This window comes from Mycobacterium liflandii, from assembly GCF_022354805.1.
Lineage (GTDB): Bacteria > Actinomycetota > Actinomycetes > Mycobacteriales > Mycobacteriaceae > Mycobacterium > Mycobacterium marinum.
On sequence record NZ_CP023138.1, the window covers coordinates 2542828 to 2567297 of the forward strand.

The window sequence follows — 24470 nt, forward strand, 5'->3', positions numbered from 1 at the left end:
GGAAAGGATACCGCCGGCGCCCTCGGCTAGTGACACTGATGGCCGTGTTGGTGGCCTTCGGCTTCGGGAGAGCCGCCCATCATACGCAGCATCGGCATGCCGCCACTGGTGATGAAGCGAGTCACCAGCACTGCCGCGATTCCGAGAAAGATGATGTTGAGCCAGGTGGTGTAGTTCCACGAAATGCCCGCGTGCAGGACCGTGGCGCTGCGCTGTCGAGGAATCAAGTTCGCCGCGCCAAAGATGAGTCCGATCAGGTATCCAGCGACGACCATCGAGACATAGAAGGTGCCCAGCAGGGTCAACATCATCTTCGTTCCGTAGTACTTCCGGTAGATGTTCAAGATCGGCAGGATCAGCAGGTCGGCGAAGATGAAGGCGATGACACCGCCGAAGCTGATGCCACCGTTCCACAGCACCGCGGCAAGTGGCACATTGCCGATCGAGCAGACGAAAGAGACGATCGCGACGACGGGGCCAACGAGCGGTCCCCACACCACCGACAAGTTCGGATGATTCGCCAAAAAGAAGTTCTGCCAGAAAGTTTCGGGAACCCAAGCCGCGATTGCGCCGGCGATCACCAGACCGAGAACGAGGTCGCGCAGAATTGCCGCCCACTCCATCACGAACACGTGCGACACCGAGGTGAAGGCGCGGCGGGAGAACAGCCGGCGCAGAAACGAGTCCTCGCCGCCCACCGACATGTCCATGGCGGCGTGACCTTCCATGGAGCCGGCGATCCCGCGTTCGGCCTGCTCGCGGGCCGCGTCGATGAGCCGGGTGCGTACGAACAGCCGGAACAACACGGCCAACACGATGATCATCAGCGGGCCACCGACGAACTCCGCGGCGGTGAACTGCCAGCCCATCAACAACGCCAGGATGATGCCCAGCTCGACGACCAGGTTGGTGGAACCTATCTCAAACGCTATGGCTGCGGTGAAGTTCGCGCCCTTGCGAAACAGCGATCGTGCCAGCGCCACCGCGGCGTAGGAGCAGGACGACGAAGCGGCGCCCAGTCCGGCGGCAACCGCAAGCGTGCGCGGTTTGTCGTTGCCCATCAAAGCAACGATCGTCGAGCGGCGCACCACGGCCTGCACCATCGCCGACAACGTGAAGCCCAAGATCAGCGCCCACAAGATTTCCCAGGTCATCGATCCGGTCAGGGCCAGTGCATGGCCGACCGCTCCCAATACTGTGCCCGCCACCCGGTCCTCCGTTTCGCATCATCCATCCGGCAAGTCTTCATTCTGGGCCGACCCGCTCCCTTGCGGCAACATATACCCTATGGGGGTATTGGCACAAGGGGGTGCCGTGTCCGGAATCCGCAGGATATGCGGCTGTTTTGGGGGGCGCATGCGGGTTCGCCTCCCGCTTGCTGGCGACCGGGCGTCCCGGCCGTCGGTGAACCGGTTGGCGGCAGCGTCGCATTGGCTGGCGATAGAGTTCCGGACGGCTGCGCAAAAGCGTTGGCACACAATGAAACACGATGTTCGAGATGGGCAATGAAGCGCGGGCGCCCGGGTGGATGTCATCGCGACCGGGCGCTGCGGTGAACGAGTCGACCGGATCGGCATCGCCCACGCCATTTTGGCCCGATCTTCCAGACCGCGGGCGTCCAGGGGGTACGCTACGGCGTTTGGGTGGGGCGTAACGAACAACGGTTACCGACAACTTGCCGACAAACGTCGTGAAGGGACGCGGTCATGAGCATCGCAACAAACGCACCGCAGCCCGTCAGGAGGCAGCGGGTCCTGTTTGTCGCCGAGGCAACGACGCTGGCCCACGTCGTGCGACCGTTCGTCGTCGCGCTGTCGCTGGACCCGAGCCGCTATGAGGTGCATTTCGCGTGTGACCCGCGGTTCAACAAGCTGCTGGGGCCGATCCCGTTTCCCCATCACCCGATCTACACCATCCCCAGCGAGCGATTTCTCGGCAACCTGGTGCAGGGCCGTTTCTATACGACCCGGACATTGCGCCAGTACGTCGAGGAGGACAGCAGGGTGCTGGCCGAGGTTGCGCCGGATCTGGTCGTCGGTGACCTTCGCATTTCGCTATCGGCCAGCGCCCGACTGGCCGGCATTCCCTACGTCGCCATCGCCAACGCCTACTGGAGTCCCTACTCGCGCCGTCGTTTTCCGCTGCCCGAGGTGTTCTGGAGCCGCCTGTTCGGTGTTCGGCTGGTCAAGCGCGCCTACCGGCTGGAGCGACCGTTGTTCTTCGCTCTGCAGTGCATGCCGCTGAATCGGGTCCGGCGCAAGCACGGATTGCCGAGCCTGGGTTTGAACCTGTGCCGCATTTTCACCGATGGCGACCAAACCCTGTACGCGGATATCCCCGAGCTGCAGCCGACCTACAACCGGCCGGACAACCACCAGTATCTCGGCCCGGTTCTCTGGTCGCCGTCGGGGAGACGCCGGACTGGTGGGATTCGCTGCCGGCGGACCGGCCGATCGTCTACGCGACCCTGGGTACCTCCGGGGGGCGGAATCTGTTGCAGGTGGTGTTGAACGGCCTGGCCGATCTGCCGGTGACGGTCATCGCTGCCACCGCCGACCGTAGCGACCTGGACAATATCCCGGCCAATGCCTATGTGGCGGACTATCTGCCGGGCGAGGCGGCCGCGGCTCGCTCCGACGTGGTGATTTGCAACGGGGGCAGCCTCACGACGCAGCAGGCCCTGGTGGCTGGGGTGCCGGTGCTGGGGATCGCTAGCAACCTGGACCAGCACCTCAACATGCAGGCCATCGAGGCAGCCGGAGCGGGCTTGCTGCTGCGCACCGAGCGGCTCAAGGCTCGCTCGGTGTCGGCGGCCGTGCGCCAGCTGCTCGACCGACCTGGATACCGTCAATCCGCTCAGGAGCTCGCCGAGGTGTTCGGACGCGAATTGGCTCGCTTTCCTCAGCATGTGGAGAGCGCTTTGCGGCGCGTATCCGAGGGCGCGGTCGCGAAATCGGCGGCCGGCTAGCAGGGGTAGCGCCTGTCAATCAGGTCAATTAGTAGGTTTGGACCAGCGGTCGGCTCATCGGCGGCATCGGACGATTCGGTCCCCACAGATCCTCGATTCAAACGTTAGTTCGATGCCGCACTGCGGCTAACGTTTCTCCTCTCGGCGAAAGGAACCCTTCATGGGAGCAACCGAAACTTCAAAGGCGCTGGTGTGGCGCCTCACCGAAGAGTCATGGAACTACGGTCAGTTCCACTTCGGGAAGGATCGTCGGATGAACCGGGTCAGGGCCGTGCAACGGGCGCTCGCCGGTAGGGCGGCGCCTGTTTACCTCGAGATCGGTGTCTCCCATGGGTTTGCGTTCCGGCGAATAGCTGCCGACGAGAAGACGGCAATCGACCCCGAGTTCAAGCTGTCGGCGCGGACCCGCAAGCTGGCCTCGGCCAAGGCGCGTGTCACCCATTACTTCGAGACGACCAGTGACGCCTTTTTCGCCAATGATGCCGGCTATCTCGAGCACAACGGTGTCGATGTGGCCTTGGTCGACGGGCTGCACACCTACAAGCAGGTAGTGCGTGATGTCGAGAACATCCTGCGCTACCTCAAGGACGACGGGGTCATCGTCCTGCACGACTGCAACCCCACGCATCCTTCGATCGCCTATCCGGCGGCGTCCTATGAAGACTTTCGTGCCGAGAACCGCTGGTGGCAGATGTTGTGGAGCGGCGACGTCTGGAAGGCGATCGTTCATCTGCGCAGCACTCGGGCGGATCTGCAGGTCGCGGTGCTCAATTGCGATTTCGGCGTCGGGATCGTGCGTAAGGGCTCGGCGGAATCGCAGTTGTCCTACACGGCGGACCAGATCGAGGCCCTCGACTACGCGGATCTGGTCGCCGACCGCGAGCGCCTACTCAACCTGAAGCCGCCCACGTATTTCGACGACTTTCTCGCATCCGACGGAATCAGCCCGAAGATCTGATCGGCCGGCGACCGCCGCTCGGGCGCTGACCTGAGCGGCGGCGCCAGGAGTCAGTGCAGTCGGGTCGCGCTCACAACGACGCCGGTCTGGGGCAGCCGCGCCAGCAGTGCATCCCCCATGGCGGCGGCGGGGGTCAGCACACCGCGCAACTCGGAGAGCCGATCGCGGTCCAGCGCCAGGGCCAGACCGCTTTCGCCGAGCAGCACGGCCGTCGAGGCATACGCGTCGACGTTGTGTGTGAACGTCGCCAGGTAGCGGGCACCGGTGGTCGTGGTGGTGTACGTCTCACAGCGGTAATGGCCGCGTTCCCGGCTTTTTTGGCTCGGGCCGGTGCCTGGTTTCGGAGTGACCCGCTCTAACGCACGTTGCGGTAGGCGACTGAAGTACTTGTTGCCCAAACCGATGCCGCCGGCGATAGCGCCCGTGACGGCAGCGGAGGCGATTGGTGCCGCAAACGACCGACCGAGACTCATCGTCTCCGAGTAGCGGAATTGCTTGCCATAAGCCCAATCCTGTAATGCATTGCTACGTCGGACAATTCGAGTGTTGAATGGGCCCTGTACGAATGCGCCGGTCCAGAAGCCCGCGAGCTCAGGAGCCAGGTCGCGTCCGCGCCGCATGGAAAAGTCCGGCTGCGGACCGAGATCGGGTTCGGCACTGCGGTCGGTGGTCAGCGTATAAGGGTCGTTGACCAACCGGTACGCCTCGGGATCGCTCGATGCGGTGCGCATCGCTTCGGAATAGGTTGCCACCGAGCCGCCGGAGGCCCAACGCTGGGAGAACGAGCGGAGCACCAGGTTGGTCTCGGCCAATTCTCCGGTGCCGTCTTCGGCGGCACGGCGGTACAAGTGGTGGACGTTCAGATCCGATGGAATTGAATCGAATCCACACGCGAGCACTATTCGGGCGCCGGTGTCAGCGGCCTGTTTGTGGTACAGGTCGATGCTGTTGCGGCAGAACATCAATTCGCCGGTCAGATCGGCGTAGTCGGTGCCAGCCTTGGCGCAGGCCGCCACCAGGGGCAGGCCATAGCGCGTGTAGGGGCCAACGGTGGTGAGGATGACCTGTGCCCGGGTGGCCATCTCCTCGAGCGTCGCCGGTTGTGATGCGTCGGCGACGACGAGTGGCCAGTCGCTGGCTAGTGGGCCCAACTTGTCCCGCACGGCCCGCAGCCGTTGGGGCGAACGGCCGGCCAGGGCGATCCGAGCGTTCGTGTCACGTTGCGCAAGGTGTTGGCCGGTCAGCATGCCGGAGAAGCCGGTTGCGCCGTATAAGACGATGTCGAACTCGCGTTGCGCTGAACTCATCGGGCGAGACTACCCGAGCGGGCTGGGGAGGCTGAGTTACGGGCGACCAGCGATGAATGCAATTGCGTAGGAACGCAGTCGCCGCGTCATCGGCGCGAGATGGTAGGGCCGGCCGGCGATCCGCAGGCCGCCAGTTGGCTGCGGGATGTCCACAGAAACGTCAGGTAGCCTCGCCGCAGTCACACCGCGACGGACGGCAAGGTAGGCGGATTTTGAAGAAATCGAGCGGTTTTCGTTACGGCTTTGTCGACGCTCCGGTGCACTCGCGCCTCCCACCGAGCATGATCGCGCGGTCGAGCATGATGGCCGGCGCAGTGATGGGCGCCGACTCGTATTGGATCGGTGACCATCTCAACGCGCTGGTGCCACGGTCGGTGGCGACCCCCGAATTTCTCGGTCTTGGGGCGCGGCTGGTGCCCAAGGTTGATGCCAACTACGAGCCTTGGACGATGCTGGGAAACCGCGCCGCGGGCAACCGGATCAACCGCTTGCGGCTCGGTGTGTGCGTGACCGATGTCGGCCGTCGCAATCCAGCGGTTACCGCGCAAGCCGCGGCGACTGTGCATCTGCTGACCAGAGGCCGAGCCATTCTTGGCATCGGTGTTGGAGAACGTGAGGGCAACGAGCCCTACGGGGTGGAGTGGAGCAAGCCCGTTGCGCGGTTCGAAGAGGGCCTCGCGACGATTCGTGCCCTGTGGGATTCGAACGGGGCGCTGGTCACGCGTGAGTCGCCGTACTTTCCACTGCGCAATGCCCTGTTCGACCTGCCGCCCTACAAGGGAAAGTGGCCCGAAATCTGGGTCGCGGCGCACGGTCCGCGGATGCTGAGGGCTACTGGACGCTACGCGGACGCCTGGGTGCCCATCGTCATCATCCGGCCCACCGACTACAGCCGCGCGCTGGAAGCGGTGCGTGCCGCGGCATCCGATGCCGGTCGTGACCCGATGTCCATCACCCCTTCGGCAGTGCGCGGCGTGGTCACCGGGTGGAGTCGCGACGACGTGGATGAAGCGCTGGACTCGGTGATCGTCAAAATGAACGCGCTCGGAATGCCCGCGGAGGCCTGGGCGCGCCACGGTGTCGAGCACCCGATGGGAGCCGACTTCACCGGTGTGCAGGATCTGATCCCCCAGACGATGGACAGGGAAACGGTCCTCTCCTACACCGCGAAGGTTCCGCCCGGCCTGATCCGCGAAGTGGTGGCCAGCGGCACGCCGGACGAGGTCATCGATCAGGTCGCCGAGTGGCGTGACCACGGTCTGAGGTATCTGCTGGTGATCAATGGCAGCCTGGTCAACCCGAGCCTGCGCAAGACCGTCACTGCGGTGCTGCCGCACGCCAAGGTGTTGCGGGGGCTGAAGAAGCTGTGACCGGCCACCGGCGAATCCGCTCGGAGCCGGTTCGCGGCTAGCCTGGGCTCGTTGCGGCCGCAGATCGATCAAAGCCATTGCTGAAGTTAGCTATTCGGGTCGCTTAGCGATCGGCCGGAAGTCGTTGCGGGCACTTTGGTGGATGGATCCGCAGCGCTGAATCGGTGGCCTCGGGGGCGCGGCGAGTTGGCCCCAACCCGTTGCCTGGTAACGATTTAGCGGCGACGCCTCAGCGCACCGCCGCGCGACACCGCGTGCCCGAGATGCCACATTGCCTTTGTCGCAACGGTTTTGCCGCGACTGGTTACGGCCTGCTCGGGGCTAGGGGAGTGGGGCGATCACCGCCGGGCGTGGTTACCGCAGCGGCGTGTATCGCCAAACGTTGCGCGCGCCAAACTTATTTAGCAGTGCTCGTACTTAGCACTTCTCATGAAAATCGGCTGTTGGTTGGTTATCCAGGGCTCCGGCGTTGTTGATTAGCAGGCTTGTGAGCTGGGTTGATGATCTTTGGTGCCGCGCTATTGGGGCCGGAGTGTAGGCACGGGCTATCTGGAGAACGATCGAGTTGGTTACTGTTCGTCGTTGGTCTGGAGTTGCCCGTGCCTACCGTTTCAGTATTGCCTGTGTCGTCGGTTCCAGAGGTGTTCGACCGCTGGAGTCCTGGTGAGCGTAGCGAGGTCATCGGATCGGAGTTTCTCGATGTGTTGGTCTCGGTGCCGGACCCGAGGGACCCACGCGGTCGGAGGTATTCGCTGATGGCTTTGTTGGCGATCGCGGTTCTGGCCACTGCCGCGGGGATGCGCGGCTATGCTGGTTTTGCTACATGGGCGGCCACCGCTCCCGATGATGTGTTGGCCTAATTAGGGGTCCGGTTCCGGCGGCCCAGTGAGAAGATCTTCCGCGCTGTTTTGTCTCGGCTAGACCCCGCCGACCTCAACGCCAGGATGGGCAGTTACTTCACTGCACACGTGGCCAGCAGCGACCCCAGTGGATTGGTGCCGATCGCGTTGGACGGCAAGATGCTGCGTGGTGCTTTACGCGCCAAAGCGACAGCCACGCATCTCGTGTCGGTGTTCGCCCACCGTGCCCGATTGGTGCTCGGTCAACTCGCTGTCGCCGAGAAAAGCAATGAAATTCCCTGCGTACGTGCCCTGCTCACGCTGCTGCCGGGTAGCTTGCGGTGGCTGGTCACCGTGGATGCGATGCATACCCAGGTCGTCACCGCGAAGTTGATCTGCGCCACCTTGAAGTCGCACTACCTGATGATCGTCAAGTCCAACCAAGCCAAAATACTTGCGCGTATCACCGCGCTGCCCTGGGCCGAGGTGCCCGCAGCCGCTACCGACGACTCCCGCGGCCACGGCCGTGTCGAGACCCGCACCCTGCAAATCATCACCGCTGCACGAGGAATCGGCTTCCCCTACGCAAAACAAATCATCCGGATCACTCGTGAACGCTTGATCACCGCCACCGACCAGCGCAGCGTGGAGGTGGTCTATGCCATCTGCAGCCTGCCGTTCGAGCACGCCCGCCCTACCGCGATCATGACCTGGATGCGTCAACACTGGGGAATCGAGAACAGCCTGCACTGGATACGCGACGTCACCTTCGACGAAGACCGTCAAAGGGCACATACCGGAAACGGCGCACAGGTCCTAGCAACGCTACGCAACACCGCGATCAATCTGCACCGCCTCAACGGCGCCGACAACATCGCCGAAGCCTGCCGGATCACCGCTTTGACCGCCAACCGCCGCCTAGACCTCCTCAATCCACAATTCCCCAGCTCACAAGCCTGCTAATCAACAACGCCGGAGCCCTGGGCTTGTTGGCCATCCTCAAATCAAACATCGGCCCCGCCATAGCCGCCGGAATGCTACCGCTGGTGCTGGGCATCACCAGCTGGCTCTACCCGGTCGCGGTAATGATCGGCCTGGTTGGGGTCGTCGTACTTCTGGTGCCCTGGCACCGGCACTATCAACGCAAATATCCCGACCAAGTCGAGGTCGCAACCAGCGATATCGACGACCGCCTCGAGGCGCCGCCGGTCGGGAATAGATGGATCCTGCCGCTATATCTGTTCCTGGCGACGCTGGCCTGCTATGCCACGGTGTCGGGCCTGCGGCTGCTACTTGTGCCGCCACTTGTCGTCATCGCATACGAGATGTTCGCCAACCCCGATTCGTGCCCCTGGGCACAGAAGCCCTTCACCCTTCCGCTGGCTTGCCTTCTTACCGCTACGGCGGGATGGCTCGCCGTCACCGCATTCGGGGCCAGCGGCATCGCGGCGGGGCTGAGCATGGCCACCGGGATCGCAGTCCTTCGTCTGCTGCAGATCCACATGCCGCCCGCGCTGGCGATCGGACTACTCCCCCTGGTGATCAGTTCCGCCGGAATCAAATACCCCATCTGCGTGGCCATCGGCGCCACAGCCCTGACGTTCGTTTTTCTGCTCTATCGACGGTGGATCGCCAGGCCGGGCTGCACCACCGAAAGTATTTCGATGAGATGAGGAGTCCAACGTGTCGAATACTCAATTGACTGACGTTATTTTCATCCTGTTGCTGCTCGTCGGTTTTGCGCAACTGTTGGGCTACCTATTCGTCAAGATGCGACAACCCAAGGTAGTGGGAGAGATTCTGGCCGGCGTCGTGCTGGGGCCGGCACTGCTGGGACGCCTGCCATTCATGGAGCACATCGTCGACGCCGTCAAACACAGCGGCAACATCTTGACCTTTGTCTACTGGCTTGGCCTGCTGTTGCTGATGTTTCTGTCCGGCGCCGAGATGCAGCAGCTGTTCACCCGGGGTGAACGACGCACCGTGGGCTGGCTCATCATCGTCGGTACCGGCACCCCGTTCCTGCTCGGACTGATTGTCGGTCCCCATCTGGTGGGCCCGAGTCTGGCTGGCCCACACGGCAATCGACTGTCACTGATCATCATTCTCGCGGTTGGTATCGCCGTCACCTCGGTGCCGGTGGCATCAAAGATCTTCGCCGACCTCAACATTCTGGACACACGATTCGCGCGACTGGTCCTTGGCGTCGCCGTGCTAGACGACATCGTCTTGTGGCTGGCGCTTGCCATCGCCACCGCAATCGCGACAAAGACAACGCTGAATGCGTGGCAGATGTCGTTGCATCTGGCGGTGACGGTGGCCTACTTCGCCGTCGGTCTCACGATTCTTCCCGTCGTGATGAAGCGCATCAACAAGGCCTGCTGGAACGCCTTCGCGCAGCAGTCACCTACGGGCTATGCGATCGCGGTGCTGCTGGCGTACTGTGCCGTCGCCGGTGCACTAGACGTCAACCTCGTATTCGCAGCGTTCCTTGCGGGTTTCGCGGTTGTGCATCGCAAGCGCAGGATCTTTGAGGACGCTCTCGAGGCGATTGGCAAAGTATCTTTTGCCTTCTTCATTCCCGTCTACTTTGCCATCGTCGGCCTCAAGCTCGACCTCATCCGCGGCGTCTCGCTGCCCATGATCGCGATCTTCGTTCTGGGCACCTGCACAATCAAGGTGATATCGGTGTCGCTCGCCGGACGATTCGCGGGCTTCCGAGGTCTGGACCTCATCAACCTTGCGGTCACCACCAACGCCCGCGGTGGCCCCGGCATCGTCCTGGCAAGCGTGGCCTTCGACGCCGGCATCATCAGCCCGAAGTTCTACACCACGTTGGTGGTCGCAGCGGTGCTGACCTCGCAGTTCGCCGGCGCCTGGCTTGACTACGTGCTGCGCAAGGGTTGGCCGCTGCTGGCATCTGACAATACAAAACAAGCGGCGCAGGCCGCCGGTGCGGATGTCTCGGCCGGCGTGATGGTGGCGTCTGGACAGGACTCTGATGTTGCTGAGCAGCCCCAGGAACCGGTTGCGGATCCCGCTCCCCAGAGGAATACGCGATGAACAGCTAGGAGTCCCCCCAGGGCTCCGGCGTTGTTGATTAGCAGGCTTGTGAGCTGGGTTGATGATCTTTGGTGCCGCGCTATTGGGGCCGGAGTGTAGGCACGGGCTATCTGGAGAACGATCGAGTTGGTTACTGTTCGTCGTTGGTCTGGAGTTGCCCGTGCCTACCGTTTCAGTATTGCCTGTGTCGTCGGTTCCAGAGGTGTTCGACCGCTGGAGTCCTGGTGAGCGTAGCGAGGTCATCGGATCGGAGTTTCTCGATGTGTTGGTCTCGGTGCTAGACCCGAGGGACCCACGCGGTCGGAGGTATTCGCTGATGGCTTTGTTGGCGATCGCGGTTCTGGCCACTGCCGCGGGGATGCGCGGCTATGCTGGTTTTGCTACATGGGCGGCCACCGCTCCCGATGATGTGTTGGCCTAATTAGGGGTCCGGTTCCGGCGGCCCAGTGAGAAGATCTTCCGCGCTGTTTTGTCTCGGCTAGACCCCGCCGACCTCAACGCCAGGATGGGCAGTTACTTCACTGCACACGTGGCCAGCAGCGACCCCAGTGGATTGGTGCCGATCGCGTTGGACGGCAAGATGCTGCGTGGTGCTTTACGCGCCAAAGCGACAGCCACGCATCTCGTGTCGGTGTTCGCCCACCGTGCCCGATTGGTGCTCGGTCAACTCGCTGTCGCCGAGAAAAGCAATGAAATTCCCTGCGTACGTGCCCTGCTCACGCTGCTGCCGGGTAGCTTGCGGTGGCTGGTCACCGTGGATGCGATGCATACCCAGGTCGTCACCGCGAAGTTGATCTGCGCCACTTTGAAGTCGCACTACCTGATGATCGTCAAGTCCAACCAAGCCAAAATACTTGCGCGTATCACCGCGCTGCCCTGGGCCGAGGTGCCCGCAGCCGCTACCGACGACTCCCGCGGCCACGGCCGTGTCGAGACCCGCACCCTGCAAATCATCACCGCTGCACGAGGAATCGGCTTCCCCTACGCAAAACAAATCATCCGGATCACTCGTGAACGCTTGATCACCGCCACCGACCAGCGCAGCGTGGAGGTGGTCTATGCCATCTGCAGCCTGCCGTTCGAGCACGCCCGCCCTACCGCGATCATGACCTGGATGCGTCAACACTGGGGAATCGAGAACAGCCTGCACTGGATACGCGACGTCACCTTCGACGAAGACCGTCAAAGGGCACATACCGGAAACGGCGCACAGGTCCTAGCAACGCTACGCAACACCGCGATCAATCTGCACCGCCTCAACGGCGCCGACAACATCGCCGAAGCCTGCCGGATCACCGCTTTGACCGCCAACCGCCGCCTAGACCTCCTCAATCCACAATTCCCCAGCTCACAAGCCTGCTAATCAACAACGCCGGAGCCCTGGTTGGTTATCCAGAGATGATTTGCCGAGGTGATTGTCGTAGACCCCTCGATGCTTCAGATTGCACCCGGCGTCCGGGCCCTGGGAAGGGTGATTGGATGGCCCAAATTTTCCCAGGACCGTCGGTCCCAACATCTCACCTATCGCTGATCCTTAGTAACCTCAAAGCTCATGTCCACCAAACGGGTTCCAGCAAGAGCCATGGTCGTGAGTGACGACCATGTTAAATCTTGCTGCGAGCCGGTGGCGCGAGGGCTGTTATGGCGATGCGGCCATATCGATTTCGAGTTGCGGCGCGGCTTTGCGCGGCACGCCGTCCCGCTGATTCGGGTTTCGACTGACACAGCAGCGAAACGCCCGTAGTCTCTTCCGTCGAGAGCAAGGATGATCATGGACACCAACGCCGTTTCGTTTCGTGCCCGGGACGAGGTGACGACGCAACTGGCACCGGGAACGGGTGGCCAAGCAGTACCAACGTCCAATGGGATGATGACGCGATTCGCGATGAGCGAGTCCTCGCTTACCGATCTGCTGCACAAGGCGGCCACCCAGTACCCCAATCGCGCGGCCTACAAGTTCATCGACTACGACGTGAACCCGGACGGGTTCACCGAAACGCTCACCTGGTGGCAAATCTATCGGCGCGCCAAGATCGTGGCCGAAGAGCTGCGCGGCTACGGGGCCAGCGGTGATCGGGTCGCGGTATTGGCTCCGCAAGGCCTTGAATACATCATCGCCTTTCTGGGCGTGCTAGAAGCCGGACTTATCGCTGTCCCCCTTCCAGTGCCCCAGTTCGGCATTCACGACGAACGAATCTCGGCAGCGCTGCAGGATTCCACGCCGAGCGTCATTCTTACGACTTCGCCGGTGATCGACGAGGTCACCAAATATGCGCCACACGCACGCGCCGGGCAGGGCGGCACACCCATTGTGGTGGCGGTCGACTTGCTGGACTTGGATTCCGCGCGGGAGCTCGATCTCACGCCGCCGGCCCATTCGAGCACCGCGTATCTGCAATACACGTCGGGGTCGACCCGTTCGCCCGCCGGTGTGGTCCTCTCCCACAAGAACGTCATCACCAACTGCGTCCAGTTGATGTCCGATTACCTTGGGGAGACAGAGAAAGTTCCCTCGACCGCGGTGTCGTGGCTGCCGTTCTATCACGACATGGGGCTGATGCTCGGCATCATTCTGCCGATGATCAATCAAGACACCGCGGTATTGCTGAATCCGATGGCATTCCTGCAGCGGCCGGCCCGCTGGATGCAATTGATGGGCAAATTTCGTGGACAGATTTCCTGTGCGCCAAACTTCGGTTTCGAATTGGCGGTCCGCCGCACGTCGGACGAAGATATGGCCGGATTGGATCTCGGACACGTCCGGGGGATCGGTAGCGGTGCGGAGCGCGTGAATCCGGCGACGCTGCAGCGCTTCATCGACAGGTTCGCCCCCTTCAACCTGCGCGACACGGCGATCCGACCCTCCTACGGGCTCGCCGAGGCGACGGTGTTCGTGGCCACTGCGGAACCGGGACGCCCGCCCAGAAGCGTCAACTTCGATTACCAGAGCTTGTCGGTCGGTCGGGTCGAGCGGTGCGCGAATGAAGCCGACGACGGTGCCAAGCTGGTCAGCTACGGTTCGAGCTGGACATCTGAGGTGCGGATCGTCGACCCCGAGGCCAGGACGGAATGTCCGGCGGGGACGGTCGGCGAAATTTGGGTGCAGGGGGATAATGTTGCCATGGGCTATTGGCGTAACCCCCAGCTCACCGAGCGCACGTTCGATGCGAAGCTGACCGACCCCTCGCCGGGCACCTCGATCGGTCCGTGGCTTCGAACCGGAGACCTCGGGGTGATGTTCGAAGGCGAGTTGTTCATCACGGGCCGCATCAAGGATCTGCTGATCGTGGACGGATCCAATCACTATCCCGACGATATTGAGTCGACGATTCAGGAAATCACCGGTGGCCGGGTGGTGGCGATAGCGGTGCCCGATGCCGACGGTGAGAAGTTGGTCACCATCGTGGAGTTCGCCAGCTGGGGCCACTCGGGTGAGGAGGCCATCGACAAGCTGCGCTCGGTCAAGCGGGAGATCACCTCCGCGATATCGCGGGCACACCGAGTGCGGGTCGCAGATGTCGTGTTGGTGGCGACCGGTTCGATTCCGGTCACGACCAGCGGCAAAGTTCGACGTTCATCCTGTGTGGAGCGTTACCGAAACGACGGATTCACCCGTTTGGACCGGTCCGCATGACGGCATGTTGGCGGCTTTACCCGAGAAACAAGAAATGACCGAGTGTCATCTGTCTGATGAAGATATCCGAAAGCTCAATCGCGACCTTCGGATACTGATAGCGACGAACGGCACCCTCACTCGGATTCTGAACGTGCTTGCCAACGACGAGATCGTCGTAGAGATAGTCAAGCAGCAGATTCAGGATGCCGCGCCGGAAATGGATGGGTGCGACCATTCTTCGATCGGCCGCGTCTTGCGGCGCGATATCGTGCTGAAGGGCCGCAGGTCGGGAATTCCGTTCGTCGCCGCAGAATCATTCATTGCCATCGACTTGCTGCCTCCCGAAATCGTGGCGAGCCTGCTGGAAACGCATCGTCCTATTGGCGAGGTGATGGCCGCCAGCTGTATTGAAACCTTTAAAGAAGAGGCGAAGGTCTGGGCGGGAGAGTCACCGGCCTGGCTCGCGCTCGATCGGCGTCGTAACTTGCCGCCGAAAGTTGTCGGCCGTCAGTACCGTGTGATCGCGGAAGGCCGGCCGGTGATTATCATCACCGAGTATTTTCTCCGAAGTGTATTCGAAGATAATTCGCGTGAAGAACCTATTCGTCACCAACGTTCCGTCGGTACCAGTGCGAGGAGTGGGAGATCGATTTGTACCTAATGGCCGGTTCCCCGTGGGTTTATGGGGGTGACGATGCCAGAGGTCGCAGAATTTGTATCCATGGATCCAATTCAGTCGGCAAGCCAGAAACAGCATCGGCTAGGGCGGTCATCCAATAATGCGGAATGAGAATGTAGCGGGACTGCTCGCCGAGCGGGCATCGGAAGCGGGATGGACTGACCAGCCTGCCTATTACGCGCCGGATGTGGTGACTCATGGTCAGATCCATGATGGAGCCGCACGGCTCGGCGCGGTGCTAGCCAATCGTGGCCTTTGCAGGGGGGATCGTGTCCTGCTGTGTATGCCGGATTCGCCGGAGCTGGTGCAGGTTTTGCTGGCATGCCTGGCACGCGGGATCCTGGCGTTTCTGGCAAACCCGGAGCTGCACCGTGACGACCACGCGTTCCAGAAGCGGGACACGCAGGCGGCGCTGGTAATCACCTCCGGTCCTCTTTGTGACCGATTTGCGCCGTCGACGGTGGTGGATGCCGCGGATCTATTTTCCGAGGCGGCCCGGGTCGGGCCGGCGGACTACGAGATCTTGGGTGGTGACGCCGCCGCGTATGCCACCTACACCTCCGGTACAACGGGTCCGCCCAAGGCGGCGATTCACCGGCACTGCGACGTGTTCGCGTTTGTCGAGGCCATGTGTCGCAATGCGTTGCGGCTGACTCCCGCCGACATCGGGCTGAGCAGCGCGCGCATGTATTTCGCCTATGGCCTGGGAAATTCGGTCTGGTTTCCGCTGGCCACCGGCAGTTCGGCGGTGGTCAATCCGCTACCGGTGGGCGCGGAAGTCGCGGCGACGCTGAGCGCCCGATTCGAGCCCTCGGTGCTCTACGGTGTGCCGAATTTCTTTGCCAGAGTTGTCGACGCGTGTTCTGCGGATTCGTTCCGTTCGGTGCGATGCGTGGTATCGGCGGGCGAGGCCCTGGAGGTGGGGCTGGCCGAGCGGCTCACCGAATTCTTTGGCGGTATCCCGATCCTGGACGGGGTCGGATCGACCGAGGTCGGGCAGACGTTCGTATCCAATACCGTCGACGAGTGGCGCCCGGGGAGCCTGGGCAAGGTTCTTCCGCCCTACCAGATTCGCGTCGTGGCACCGGACGGTGGGGCCGCCGGGCCCGGGGTGGAGGGTGACCTCTGGGTCCGCGGACCGTCGATTGCCGAGAGCTATTGGAACTGGCCGGAGCCGCTGCTGACAGATGAGGGTTGGCTGGACACGCGTGACCGGGTCTGCATCGACGACGACGGATGGGTCACCTACGCCTGCCGCGCGGACGACACCGAAATCGTCGGGGCGGTCAATATCAATCCGCGCGAGATCGAGCGGCTGATCGTCGAGGAGGACGCCGTCGCCGAGGTCGCGGTGGTTGGAGTTAAGGAAGCCACCGGCGCATCGACACTGCAGGCATTTCTCGTTCCGGCGAGCGCCGAGGGCATTGACGGGTCGGTCATGCGCGACATCCACCGACGATTGCTCACCCGCCTGTCTGCATTCAAGGTGCCGCACCGATTTGCCGTTGTTGAGCGACTTCCCAGAACCGCCAACGGGAAGTTGTTGCGCAGCGCGCTGCGTGGCCAGACCCCGGCCAAGCCGATCTGGGAACTCGCTTCGGCCGAGCACCGGTCCGACGCGCCCGGCCAACTCGATGATCAGTCGGCGTCTGCCCTGGTTTCGGGCTCCCGCGAAGTGAGCCTCAAAGAGCGGCTGGCCGCGCTGCAGCAGGAACGTCACCGGCTGGTACTCGACGCCGTATGCGGGGAGACCGCGAAGATGCTCGGTGAGCCGGATCCGCGCTCGGTCAACCGCGATCTCGCCTTCTCGGAGCTCGGCTTCGACTCGCAGATGACCGTCGAACTCTGCCACCGATTGGCCGCGGCCACCGGGTTGCGCGTGCCCGAGACGGTTGGGTGGGACTACGGCTCGATATCGGGACTGGCCCAGTACCTGGAGGCCGAACTGTCCGGCGCGGACCGGCGGGTGACGCCGCAGTCAGCGCGCAGCGGCGCGCGGGCGCTGCCGCTGATCGAAGCGCAGCTGAACAAGGTCGAAGAGCTGACCGCGGCCATCGCCGACGGTGAGAAGCCGCGAGTGGCCGAACGGTTGCGTGCCCTGCTCGGCACGATCACCGAAGGGCAGGAGCACTGGGGCCAGCGCATCGCCGCCGCCTCGACCCCCGACGAAATTTTCCAGCTGATCGATTCGGAATTTGGCGAATCATGAACAGGAGCAACTGAGTATGACCACCAGCGGTGAAAGCGCCGACCAGCAGAACGACAAGCTCTTCCGCTACCTGAAGAAGGTCGCTGTCGAGCTCGACGAGGCACGCGCGCGACTGCGGGAATACGAACAACGCGCAACCGAGCCGGTGGCGGTGGTAGGAATCGGCTGCCGGTTTCCCGGCGGCGCGGATGGCCCGGAAGGGCTGTGGGATTTGGTTTCGCAGGGGCGCGACGCCGTAACGGAGTTCCCGAATGACCGAGGGTGGGACACCGAGGGGTTGTTTGACCCGGATCCGGATGCCGAGGGCAAGACCTACACGCGGTGGGGTGCGTTTGTCGAGAACGCCACCAACTTCGATGCCGGGTTCTTCGGCATCCCGCCAAGTGAGGTCCTGGCGATGGATCCCCAGCAGCGGCTCATGCTGGAGGTCTCCTGGGAGGCGCTCGAGCATGCCGGGATCGACCCGATGTCGTTGCGCGGGTCCTCGACGGGGGTCTTCACCGGAATTTTCGCGCCCAGCTACGGCGGCAAGGACGTCGGTGCGTTGCAGGGGTACGGGCTGACCGGCTCGCCGGTGAGTGTGGCCTCGGGACGGGTCGCTTACGTGCTGGGGCTGGAAGGCCCGGCGCTGTCGGTGGATACGGCGTGCTCGTCGTCGTTGGTGGCGATCCATTGGGCGATGGCCTCGTTGCGTTCCGGGGAATGCGACATGGCATTGGCCGGCGGTGTGACGGTGATGGGGCTGCCGTCGATCTTCGTCGGGTTCAGTCGGCAGCGGGGGTTGGCCGCAGATGGGCGATGCAAGGCATTTGCCGCGGCGGCCGACGGGACCGGCTGGGGCGAAGGTGCCGGGGTGCTGGTGCTCGAGCGGCTATCCGATGCGCAACGCAACGGACACAACGTATTGGCGGTGGTGCGGGGCAGCGCGATCAATCAGGACGGCGCGTCCAACGGCCTGACCGCGCCCAATGGGCTCGCCCAGCAGCGCGTGATCCAGGCGGCATTGGCAAATTGTGGGCTGACTTCCGCCGATGTCGACGTGGTCGAGGCCCACGGGACCGCAACCACATTGGGTGATCCCATCGAAGCCGAGGCGTTGTTGGCCACCTATGGGCAGGGACGCCCGACGGATCAGCCGCTGTGGGTGGGCTCGATCAAATCGAACATGGGTCACACTCAGGCCGCCGCGGGTGTGGCAGGGGTGATCAAGATGGTGCAGGCCATGCGGCACGGCCTGATGCCGGCGTCGCTGCACGTCGATGAGCCTTCCAAACGAGTGGATTGGGAAAGCGGCGCGGTGTCGGTGCTGGCCGAGGCTCGGGACTGGCCGGATGCCGGGCGCCCGCGCCGGGCCGGTGTGTCCTCGTTCGGGATCAGCGGCACCAACGCGCACGTGATCCTGGAAGAGGCTCCGGCACCGGAAGCGGTGCCGGACAGCGAATCCAACAAGGGCGAGCCGAGTTTGCCGGTGGTGCCATGGGTGATTTCGGCGCGATCGGCCGAGGCGCTGACGGCGCAGGCCGGCCGACTGTTGGCCCATGTCCAAGCCGACCCGCAGTCCAACCCGGTCGACATCGGGTTCTCGTTGGCGGGCCGATCGGCGTTCGAGCATCGGGCCGTGGTGGTCGGCGCCGATCGCCAGCAATTGCTGACCGGGCTGGCGACGCTGGCCGACGGCGCGCCGGGCGCGGGCGTGGTGACCGGGCAAGCGGGGTCGGTAGGCAAGACCGCCGTGGTATTCCCCGGGCAGGGCTCGCAGCGCATCGGCATGGCCCGGGAACTCCATGACCAACTTCCAGTGTTTGCTGAAGCATTTGACGCGGTGGCCGACGAGCTGGACCGCCATCTGAGAATCCCTCTGCGTGAAGTTATGTGGGGATCCGATGCGGCGCTGCTGGATAGCACCGAATTTGCTCAGCCGGCATTGTTCGCGGTGGAGGTGGCGTTGTTCGCGGCGCTGCAACGCTGGGGACTGCAGCCCGACTTCGTGATGGGCCACTCGGTGGGAGAGCTGTCCGCGGCCTACGTCGCCGGGGTGCTGACATTGGCCGATGCGGCCATGCTGGTGGTTGCGCGCGGCCGGTTGATGCAGGCCCTGCCGGCCGGCGGAGCCATGGTGGCGGTGGCCGCCGCCGAAGACGAGGTGTTGCCGTCACTGACCGACGGTGTGGGCATCGCCGCGATCAACGCCCCCAAATCGGTGGTGATCTCCGGGGCCGAGGCCGCGGTGACCGCCATCTCCGACCAGTTCGCCCAGCAGGGTCGGCGGGTGCATCGGCTGGCGGTCTCGCATGCGTTCCATTCGCCCCTGATGGAGCCGATGCTCGAGGAGTTCGCGCGGATCGCCGCCCAGGTTGAGGCGCGGGAACCACAGATCGCGCTGGTGTCGAATGTGACGGGCGAATTGGCCAGTGCCGATGGCGGTTTCGGATCTGCGCAGTATTGGGTCGAGCACGTTCGGCGGGCGGTGCGCTTCGCCGACAGCGCGCGGCAGCTGCACATACTCGGGGTGACCCATTTCGTGGAGGTCGGACCCGGTAGCGGATTGACCGGCTCCATCGAGCAGTCGCTGGCGCCCGCCGAGGCGGTCGTGGTGTCGATGCTGGGCAAGGACCGTCCCGAGGTGGCCTCGGTGCTCACCGCGTTCGGCCAGCTGTTCAGCACCGGGATGTCGGTGGATTGGCCGGCGGTATTTGCCGGCTCGGGTGCCACCCGGGTGGACCTGCCGACGTACGCCTTCCAGCGCCGGCGGTTCTGGGAGGTACCGGGCGCCGATGGGCCCGCCGACGCGACCGGACTGGGTCTCGGCGGTGCCGAGCATGCCCTGTTGGGTGCGGTGGTCGAGCGTCCCGATTCCGGTGGCGTGGTGTTGACCGGCCGGCTGGCGCTGGCCGATCAGCCTTGGCTGGCCGATCACGTGATCGGCGGAGTCGTGCTGTTCCCCGGGGCGGGCTTTGTGGAATTGGCCATCCGCGCCGGTGACGAGGTCGGCTGTGCCGTCGTCGAGGAGTTGGTGCTGGCCGCGCCGCTGGTGCTGCACCCCGGAATGGGCGTGCAGGTGCAGGTGATCGTGGGAGCCGCCGATGACTCCGGGAACCGGGCGCTGTCGGTGTATTCGCGCGGTGATCAGAGCGAGGGCTGGCTGCTCAATGCCGAGGGCATGTTGGGGGTCGAGGCGGCAAGCTCCGGTGCGGATCTGTCGGTCTGGCCGCCGGAGGGCGCCGAGAGCGTCGACATCTCCGATGGCTATGCGCAGCTGGCCGACCGCGGCTATGCCTACGGCCCGGGATTTCAGGGGCTGGTGGGGGTCTGGCGGCGCGATTCCGAGCTGTTCGCCGAGGTGGTCGCTCCCTCCGGAGTGGCCGTCGACAAGATGGGAATGCACCCGGTGGTACTGGACGCGGTGCTGCACGCGCTGGGGCTGACCGCCGAGCAGAACCCGGATTCCGATGAGACAAAGCTGCCGTTCTGCTGGTGGGGCGTGTCGCTGCACGCCGGCGGTGCCGGCCGGGTGCGGGCGCGCCTGACCATGTCCGGGCCGGATTCGATCTCGGTGGAGATCGCCGATGCCGCGGGGCTGCCGGTGTTGACGGTGGGCGCGCTGGTCACCCGGGCGATGTCGGCGGCCCAGCTGCGCGCCGCGGTTGCGGCGGCCGGCGGTGGCGCACCCGACCAGGGACCACTGGACGTGATCTGGTCGCCGATACCGCTGAGCGGGAGCGGCACCAACGGGTTTGCTCAGCCCGCCGTGGTGTCGTGGGCGGACTTCTGCGCCGGCGGTGACGGTGGCGCGGCCGGCGATGCCGGTGTGGTGGTGTGGGAGCCCAACCCCGCAGGCGAGGATGTGGTGGGGTCGGTGTATGCGGCCACCCACGCCGCCCTGGAGGTGTTGCAGTCCTGGTTCGACGGGGACCGCGCGGGCACCTTGGTGGTGTTGACCCACGGCGCCGTGGCGATGCCCGGCGAGAACGTCAGCGACCTGGCCGGCGCTGCGGTATGGGGAATCGTGCGGTCGGCGCAGGCCGAGAATCCCGGCCGGATCGTGCTGGTCGACGCGGACGCCGCGGTGGAGGCGGCGGAGCTGGTCGCAGTTGGGGAACCCCAACTCGTGGTGCGCTCCGGCGTGGCACACGCCGCTCGGCTGGCCCCGGCCGCGCCGCTGCTGGCGGTGCCGGCGGATGAGTCGGCGTGGCGGTTGGCCGCCGGTGGCGGCGGAACGTTGGAGGACCTGGTGATCGAGCCTTGTCCGGAGGTCCAGGCGCCCTTGGCGGCCGGACAGGTCCGGGTGGCGGTGCGTGCGGTCGGTGTCAATTTCCGCGACGTGGTGGCGGCATTGGGGATGTATCCCGGTGAGGCCCCGCCGCTGGGGGCAGAAGGCGCGGGGGTGGTCCTCGAGGTCGGTCCGCAGGTATCCGGGGTTGCCGTCGGTGACTCGGTGATGGGTTTCCTTGGTGGTGCCGGTCCGCTGTCGGTCGTGGACCAGCAGCTGATCACCCGGATGCCACAAGGGTGGTCGTTCGCCCAGGCTGCCGCCGTGCCGGTGGTGTTCCTGACGGCCCTGTTCGGGTTGCAGGACCTGGCCAAGATACAGCCCGGCGAATCGGTGTTGATCCATGCCGGAACCGGTGGTGTGGGCATGGCGGCGGTGCAGCTGGCTCGCCACTGGGGCGTCGAGATCTTCGTCACCGCCAGCCGCGGCAAGTGGGACACGCTGCGCGCCATGGGATTTGACGACGACCACATCGGCGACTCCCGCACGCTGGACTTCGAGGAGAAGTTCCTCGCGGTCACCGACGGCCGTGGGGTCGATGTGGTGCTCGACTCGCTGGCCGGTGATTTCGTGGATGCTTCGCTGCGACTGCTGGTACGCGGCGGGCGTTTCCTCGAGATGGGCAAGACCGATATCCGCGACGCCGACAAGATCGCCGCCAACTACCCCGGCGTGTGGTACCGGGCTTTCGACCTGTCCGAGGCCGGCCCGGTGCGCATGCAGGAGATGCTGGCCGAGGTGCGGGAGCTGTTCGACACCGCAGTGCTGCATCGGTTGCCGGTCACCACCTGGGACGTGCGCTGCGCGCCGGCGGCCTTCCGGTTCATGAGCCAGGCCCGCCACATCGGCAAGGTGGTGCTGACCATGCCGTCGGCGCTGGCCGACGGGCTCGCCGATGCAACGGTGCTGATCACCGGTGCCACCGGGGCGGTTGGTGCGGTGCTGGCCCGCCACATGCTCGACGCCTACGGCGTGCGTCATCTGGTGTTGGCCAGTAGGCGAGGCGATCGGGCCGAGGGGGCTGCCGAACTGGCCGCCGAGTTGTCCGAGGCCGGCGCCAATGTGCAGGTGGTGGCCTGTGATGTGGCGGACCGCGACGCGGTGGAGGCGATGTTGGCCCGGTTGTCGGGGGAGTACCCGCCGGTGCGTGGCGTGATTCACGCCGCCGGTGTGCTCGACGACGCGGTGATCAGCTCACTGACACCGGAGCGGATCGATACCGTATTGCGGGCCAAGGTGGATGCGGCCTGGAATCTGCACGAGGCCACCTTGGATCTGGATTTGTCGATGTTCGTGCTGTGTTCCTCGATCGCGGCGACCGTCGGCTCGCCGGGGCAGGGCAACTACTCGGCAGCAAACTGGTTCCTGGACGGGTTGGCGGCGCATCGGCAAGCCGCGGGGTTGGCCGGGATATCGGTGGCGTGGGGGCTGTGGGAGCAGTCCGGCGGCATGGCTGCCCATCTGAGCAGCCGCGACTTGGCCCGGATGAGCCGCAGTGGGCTGGCTCCGATGAACCCGGAGCAGGCGGTAGGGCTGCTCGATGCGGCGCTGGCGATCAACCATCCCCTCATGGTGGCTACGCTCTTGGATCGGCCCGCCCTGGAGGCCCGGGCTCAGGCCGGCGGCTTGCCGCCGTTGTTCGCCGGGGTGGTGCGCCGGCCGCGGCGGCGCCAGATCGAGGACACCGGTGATGCCGCCCAGTCGAAGTCGGCGCTGGCCGAGCGCCTCAATGGGCTGAGCGCAGGCGAACGCCAAGACGCCCTGGTCGGCCTGGTGTGTTTGCAGGCCGCCGCGGTGCTGGGCCGGCCGTCCCCGAGGACATCGATCCGGAGGCAGGATTCCAGGACCTTGGCTTCGACTCGCTGACCGCGGTAGAACTGCGCAACCGGCTCAAGAGCGCCACGGGCCTGACGTTGCCACCCACGGTGATCTTCGACCATCCGACACCGACTGCGATCGCCGAATATGTCGGCCGGCAGATTCCGGACAGCCAGGCAACCCAAGCCGAAGAAGAAAAGCTGCCCGAATCCGACGGCGAGATGGTTTCGGTAACTGCGTAGCAGGGACGAGCGCCGGTTGCCGGTGAGTTGGCGGGACGCGACGGATCGCTGGAAAGGACTGAAGCGCTGGCTAACTCACCGGTATGGCCGGTATGTGCATCAGGGTGGTCGATGAGCCGATGCTGGCCGCGGCCGCGAGGCCACGTCGACGCACGCTACGATCGGGTACGCCAGCAAGCGCATGATGTTCGGGTCCACCGAGACGCGCCGAATGTTTTGTTGGCCAATTTGATGGACGACGCGCGGCCAATCGTGCTGCGCCGTAGGGCCGCCAGAGGGCACAGTGCCGGACACCAGAGCGGTGAGCGGTATTGCTGTCGGCCCGCTCATGACCGAACCCTGCGCTGGGTTCGGTGCTGCCCGCGGTGCAAGCGGCTTGGACCAATACAGCGAATATCAGCGAGGTGGTAGGGAATGAACCATAGGAAACCGGCGGTTATTTCCGCCCTTCTGGTAGCGCTTGGACTGGTGTTGTGGCTGTCCGGATGTTCTTCTGACAAAACGCAACCCGAGGCTCAAAGTTCGACCACGGTACCGGCCGACCCGGCGTTGATGGCCGAGATCGAGCAGTCGCTCGACGCGACAAAGGCCTTGACCAGCGCGCATCTGGCGATCCGCACGACCGGGAAAGTCGACAGCATGCTCGGGATCAGTAGCGCCGACGTGAATGTCCAGGCCAAACCGCTTGCCGCCAAGGGTGACTGCACCTACAACGGCGAGGCGGGTGTCCCGTTCCGCATCAAGGACGACAACATCTCGGTCAAACTGTTCGACGACTGGAGCAATCTGGGCTCCGTGTCCGACCTGTCGGCCTCACGCGTGCTGGACCCCATCAATGGGGTGACGAAGTTGCTCTCCGGTGTTAACAACCTGCAGTCGCAGGGCAACGAGGTCATCAACGGAATTCAGACCAGCAAGATCACCGGAACGCTGCCAACGGACAGCGTCAAGATCTTGGATCCTGGCGCGCGCAGTCCGCGACCGGCGACCGTGTGGATCGCCCAGGACGGTTCGCACCGCCTCGTTCGGGCCAACGTGGACCTCGGTTCCGGGGCCGTCGAGGTCACGTTGTCCAAATGGAATGAACCGGTCAACGTCGACTGATTGCGGCGGGCCGGCCGTTGACCGGTG

General features: G+C 64.4%; 10 protein-coding genes and 4 pseudogenes. 12 read left to right on the forward strand and 2 right to left on the reverse strand.

Annotated features, from left to right (window positions below; all coding sequences use genetic code 11):
• Nucleotides 1-26: 26 nt before the first annotated feature.
• Nucleotides 27-1208, reverse strand: a complete 1182-nt coding sequence (locus tag CKW46_RS11605) for a permease (protein WP_015355152.1) — start codon at nt 1206-1208, stop codon at nt 27-29.
• Nucleotides 1209-1706: 498 nt separating this feature from the next.
• On the opposite strand from CKW46_RS11605, the pseudogene CKW46_RS11610 reads away from it, so the two are divergent.
• Together CKW46_RS11610 and CKW46_RS11615 are read left to right on the forward strand one after the other, a co-directional pair.
• Nucleotides 1707-2968, forward strand: a pseudogene (locus CKW46_RS11610) (glycosyltransferase).
• A 160-nt stretch (nt 2969-3128) separates the two neighbouring features.
• Entirely contained in the window at nt 3129-3926 is a 798-nt protein-coding gene (locus CKW46_RS11615; RefSeq protein WP_011740058.1) for a class I SAM-dependent methyltransferase, read from the forward strand.
• Between the two features lie 50 nt (nt 3927-3976).
• Here the strand turns inward: CKW46_RS11615 and CKW46_RS11620 are convergent, their stop codons facing one another.
• Nucleotides 3977-5233 carry a saccharopine dehydrogenase family protein gene (locus CKW46_RS11620; RefSeq protein ID WP_015355154.1) on the reverse strand — a complete coding sequence of 419 codons (1257 nt, stop codon included), beginning with the start codon at nt 5231-5233 and terminating at the stop codon, nt 3977-3979.
• 281 nt (nt 5234-5514) lie between these two features.
• Here CKW46_RS11620 and CKW46_RS11625 point away from each other — a divergent pair, with 281 nt between their 5' ends.
• The 10 genes and pseudogenes from CKW46_RS11625 (at nt 5515) to CKW46_RS11670 (ending at nt 24443) form a co-directional block, all read left to right on the forward strand.
• Nucleotides 5515-6603, forward strand: coding sequence for an LLM class flavin-dependent oxidoreductase (locus CKW46_RS11625; RefSeq protein ID WP_085981839.1), 1089 nt, complete (start codon nt 5515-5517; stop codon nt 6601-6603).
• Nucleotides 6604-7202: 599 nt separating this feature from the next.
• A pseudogene (locus CKW46_RS11630) lies at nt 7203-8405 on the forward strand (ISAs1-like element IS2404/ISMul1 family transposase).
• A 26-nt stretch (nt 8406-8431) separates the two neighbouring features.
• Nucleotides 8432-9115: a hypothetical protein gene (locus tag CKW46_RS11635; protein ID WP_499019140.1), complete on the forward strand. Its 684-nt coding sequence runs from the start codon at nt 8432-8434 to the stop codon at nt 9113-9115.
• A 49-nt stretch (nt 9116-9164) separates the two neighbouring features.
• Nucleotides 9165-10505 carry a cation:proton antiporter gene (locus CKW46_RS11640; RefSeq protein ID WP_482053173.1) on the forward strand — a complete coding sequence of 447 codons (1341 nt, stop codon included), beginning with the start codon at nt 9165-9167 and terminating at the stop codon, nt 10503-10505.
• A 160-nt stretch (nt 10506-10665) separates the two neighbouring features.
• A pseudogene (locus CKW46_RS11645) lies at nt 10666-11868 on the forward strand (ISAs1-like element IS2404/ISMul1 family transposase).
• Between the two features lie 522 nt (nt 11869-12390).
• Nucleotides 12391-14139: an AMP-binding protein gene (locus tag CKW46_RS11650; RefSeq protein WP_085981911.1), complete on the forward strand. Its 1749-nt coding sequence runs from the start codon at nt 12391-12393 to the stop codon at nt 14137-14139.
• Nucleotides 14140-14146: 7 nt separating this feature from the next.
• Nucleotides 14147-14782, forward strand: coding sequence for a chorismate--pyruvate lyase family protein (locus tag CKW46_RS11655; RefSeq protein ID WP_412176894.1), 636 nt, complete (start codon nt 14147-14149; stop codon nt 14780-14782).
• A 118-nt stretch (nt 14783-14900) separates the two neighbouring features.
• Nucleotides 14901-17009 carry a p-hydroxybenzoic acid--AMP ligase FadD22 gene (locus tag CKW46_RS11660; RefSeq protein ID WP_117435997.1) on the forward strand — a complete coding sequence of 703 codons (2109 nt, stop codon included), beginning with the start codon at nt 14901-14903 and terminating at the stop codon, nt 17007-17009.
• Between the two features lie 16 nt (nt 17010-17025).
• Nucleotides 17026-23339 (forward strand): annotated as a pseudogene (locus CKW46_RS11665) (type I polyketide synthase).
• A gap of 414 nt (nt 23340-23753) precedes the next feature.
• The gene (locus tag CKW46_RS11670) at nt 23754-24443 is read left to right on the forward strand and encodes an LppX_LprAFG lipoprotein (RefSeq protein ID WP_011740064.1); all 690 of its coding nucleotides are present in this window, start codon (nt 23754-23756) and stop codon (nt 24441-24443) included.
• Nucleotides 24444-24470: the final 27 nt, after the last annotated feature.